3 protein-coding genes and 1 pseudogene are annotated in these 3662 nt (G+C 63.1%); all 4 read left to right on the forward strand.

Annotated elements, in window-relative coordinates; translation table 11 throughout:
* Nucleotides 1-235: pseudogene (locus ACRC1E_RS14250) on the forward strand (hypothetical protein); the annotation flags it as partial.
* The gene (locus ACRC1E_RS14255) at nucleotides 232-1404 is read left to right on the forward strand and encodes a lipid-transfer protein (protein WP_438515764.1); all 1173 of its coding nucleotides are present in this window, start codon (nucleotides 232-234) and stop codon (nucleotides 1402-1404) included. The pseudogene ACRC1E_RS14250 and the gene ACRC1E_RS14255, both read left to right, overlap by 4 nt.
* A 10-nt stretch (nucleotides 1405-1414) precedes the next feature.
* Nucleotides 1415-2587 carry an acyl-CoA dehydrogenase family protein gene (locus tag ACRC1E_RS14260; RefSeq protein ID WP_438515765.1) on the forward strand — a complete coding sequence of 391 codons (1173 nt, stop codon included), beginning with the start codon at nucleotides 1415-1417 and terminating at the stop codon, nucleotides 2585-2587.
* Nucleotides 2584-3662 (forward strand): AMP-binding protein (locus tag ACRC1E_RS14265; protein ID WP_438515766.1); only part of this gene is annotated, 1079 nt, incomplete at its 3' end. The genes ACRC1E_RS14260 and ACRC1E_RS14265, both read left to right, overlap by 4 nt.

Below are 3662 nucleotides of genomic sequence, written 5' to 3' on the forward strand. Positions count from 1 at the left end.
TCTGGTCGAGCGCTATGTCGGTGCCTGGGCCGGCCCCGAGGCGCTGATAGCCAGCGTCAAGATCCGTCTGGGCGCGCCCAACTATCCGGGTGACTGCATGACCATGCAGGGCGAAGTCAGCGCCAAGGATGAGGCGGAACAGTCGCTGACGGTCGCCATGCGTGGCGTCAACAGCATGGGCGATCACGTCAGCGGCACAGTGAAGCTGCTGTTTGCACAAGGGGCGACGACATGAACAGCTTATCCAGTCAGGTGGCCATCGTAGGCCTGGGCGCGACCGAATTTTCCAAGGATTCCGGGCGCACCGAAATCCGCCTTGCCACCGAAGCGGTATTGGCCGCGCTCAACGACGCCGGTATCGATCCGGCCGAAGTCGACGGCCTGTGTACCTATAGCGTCGACAACAATCCCGAGCGCGAGGTGTTCCGCCAGATCGGCGGCAAGGAGCTTAAGTTCTTTGCCCGCACCCCCGAAGGCGGTGGTGCCGCCTGTGCGCCTTTCCTGCACGGCATGATGGCGATCGCGACCGGCGTGGCCAATGTCGTGGTGGTGTATCGGGCGATGAACGAGCGCTCGTGGTACCGCTTCGGTGCCGGCATGCAGGGCAAGGAAGCGGACCCGTTTTTCGAGACTACCAATTTTGGTTACTACATTCCGCATGGTCTGGTCAGCCCCGCCAGCTGGGTGGCGATGAGTGCGCAGCGCTATATGCACGAATTCGGCGCCACCAGCGAGGATCTGGGGCGCATCGCGGTGGCGGCGCGCGACTTTGCCGCGACCAATCCCAAGGCTTTCTTCTACGGCAAGCCGATCACGCTGCAAGACCACCAGAATTCGCGCTGGATTGCCGAGCCCTTGCGCTTGCTGGATTGCTGTCAGGAGAGTGACGGCGCGGTGGCCATGGTGCTGGTATCGCGCGAATACGCCAAAAAACTCAAGCAGACGCCGGTCTTCCTCAAGGCGGCGGCGCAGGGCACCTACCAAGACCAGCAGATGATGACCAGCTACTACCGCTCCAGTATCACCGGCCTGCCCGAAGCCGGGCTGGTGGCGCGCCAGCTGTGGCAGATGAGCGGCCTCACCCCCAAGGATGTGCAGACGGCGGTGATCTACGACCACTTCACGCCTTTTGTCTTGCCGCAACTGGAGGAGTACGGCTTTGCCGGTCGCGGCGAGGCCAAGTACTTCATCCGCGAGGGCCGGCATGCCCGCGGTGGTGATTTGCCGATCAATACCCACGGCGGCCAACTGGGCGAAGCCTATATCCACGGCATGAATGGCGTGGCCGAGGCGGTGCGTCAGGTGCGCGGCGATGCCGTCAATCAGGTCAAGGGTGTGAAAAACGCACTGGTCACCGCCGGTACCGGTGTGCCGACCAGCGGCCTGATCGTGGGCCAGGACTAGGAGAGGCGCCATGTATGTAGAGCTGACAACAGCGCAGCAGGCGCTGAAAAAAGAGCTGGCCGGCTATTTTGCCCGGCTGATGACACCCGAGGCGCGCGCGCGTCTGGCCCAGCCCGAGGAAACCGATGCCATCTATCGCGAACTGATCGCGCAGGCCGGTCGCGACGGTTATCTGGCTTTGGGCTGGCCCAGGGAATATGGCGGCGCCGGCATGGGGCCTATCGAGCAACTGGTCTACTTCGAAACGGTGGTGCAGTCCGGCGCGCCGTTCCCGTTCGTAACGGTCAATACCGTGGGCCCTGCGCTGATGGCGCACGGCAGTGACGAGCACAAGGCCAGGTTTTTGCCGGGCATCGCCCGAGGCGACATTCATTTTGCCATCGGCTATTCCGAGCCGGATGCCGGCACCGACCTCGCGGCTCTCAAATGCAGTGCCGTGCGCGACGGCGACGATTTTATCGTCAATGGCAGCAAGATCTGGACCAGCCACGCACAGTACGCCGACTACATCTGGCTGGCGGTGCGTACCGATCCGGCCGCCCCCAAGCACAGGGGCATCACCATCCTGATCGTCGACGCGAAAGCGCCGGGGGTATCGGTTGCGCCTATCTATACGGTCGGGCACCGCACCAATGCGACCTATTACGACAATGTGCGGGTGCCGGCGTCTATGGTGGTGGGCGAGGTCAACGGCGGCTGGTCGCTGATTACCTCCCAGCTCAACCACGAGCGCATCGGTCTGGGGGCCCACTCGATGAAGATGGTCGGCATCTACCGCGAAGTCTACGACTGGGCGCAAACACCGGATGCGTCGGGTGTTCGGCCGGTCGACACGCGCTGGGTGGCAACGCGCCTGGCCGAAGCCTGGTGCGAGCTGGAAGCGATGAAGGTGCTCAACTACCGGCTGGCGGCGGATCTGGCCGAAGACAGGCTGTCACCGGCGCTGGCGTCCGCCGCCAAGGTCTACGGCACCGAGGCCGAGCAGACGGTAGCCAGAAAGCTGGCCGAAGTCGTGGGCTCGGCCGGCCTGATCCGTGCCGGCAGCAAGGCCTCAGTACTGGGCGGCCTGATCGAGGAGACGGTGCGTCATGTCACCATTACCAGCTTCGGTGGCGGCACCAACGAGATTCAGCGCGAAATCATCGCCCAGTTCGGCTTGGGCCTGCCAAGGGTGATCAGATGAAACGCGATGCCATGAACCCCGCCGTTTCGCGCGAAGCGACGCAGGCGAAACTGGATGCCAGAAGCGCGGTCGCCAATGCCGTGCGCCCGAAAGACGCCTTCACGCTGGGTGACCGGCTGGAGCAGCAAACACGGATACACGGCGCGCAGCCTTTCTTGCTGTATGGCGATGAATCCCTCAGCTACGCGCGCGTCAATGCCTGCGTCAACCAGTATGCGCACGCGCTTTACACTCTGGGGATACGCAAGGGCGATGCCGTGGCGCTGGTGATGGAAAACCGCCCCGAGTATTTTATTGCCTGGTTTGCGCTAAACAAGCTCGGTGCCGTGTGCGGCTTCATCAATACCAATCTGACCGGCACGCCGCTACGCCATGCATTGGCGGCGACCGAGGCGCGTGCGGTGATAGTCGGCGACGAGTGTCTGGCTAATTTTAACGGGATAGATACCGGTCATGTGCCGGTGTGGCGGGTCGCCGAGGCACGCCACGCGCCAGACGACAGCGTGCTGGCACTGGCTGCGCTGGAGCTGTCGCGACTGGCGCGCCAGAGCGCGGACAGCAATCCCGACCCGGCCTTGCGCGAGGGGCTTAGCGGCGAAGATACCGCGCTTTATATCTGCACCTCGGGCACCACCGGCCTGCCCAAGGCCGCCAAAACCAGCCATATGCGCTGGCTCAACGTCGGCGACATCATGCAGGTGACGCTGTCGGCCACGGCTGACGATGTGTTTTATTGCTTTTTGCCGCTGTATCACGGTGCGGCGGCAATGTCGCTGGGGTCGACCGCGCTGCGCTGCGGCGGTGCCATCGTGATCCGGCGCAAGTTTTCGGTGCGCGAATTCTGGGCCGATGTCCGGCGTTACCACATCACGGTGTGCCAGTACATCGGCGAGATCTGCCGTTATCTGCTCAATCAGCCCGAGCGTGACGATGAACGCGCGCACTCGCTGAATAAGATGATGGGCGCCGGACTGTCGGCCGATGTGTGGACGCGTTTCACGGCGCGTTTCGGGCCTATGGCTATTTATGAAGGCTGGGGCGCTACCGAGTCCAACTGCAATATCATCAATGTCGA

The organism is Craterilacuibacter sp. (assembly GCF_051659485.1).
Classification (GTDB): domain Bacteria; phylum Pseudomonadota; class Gammaproteobacteria; order Burkholderiales; family Chromobacteriaceae; genus Craterilacuibacter.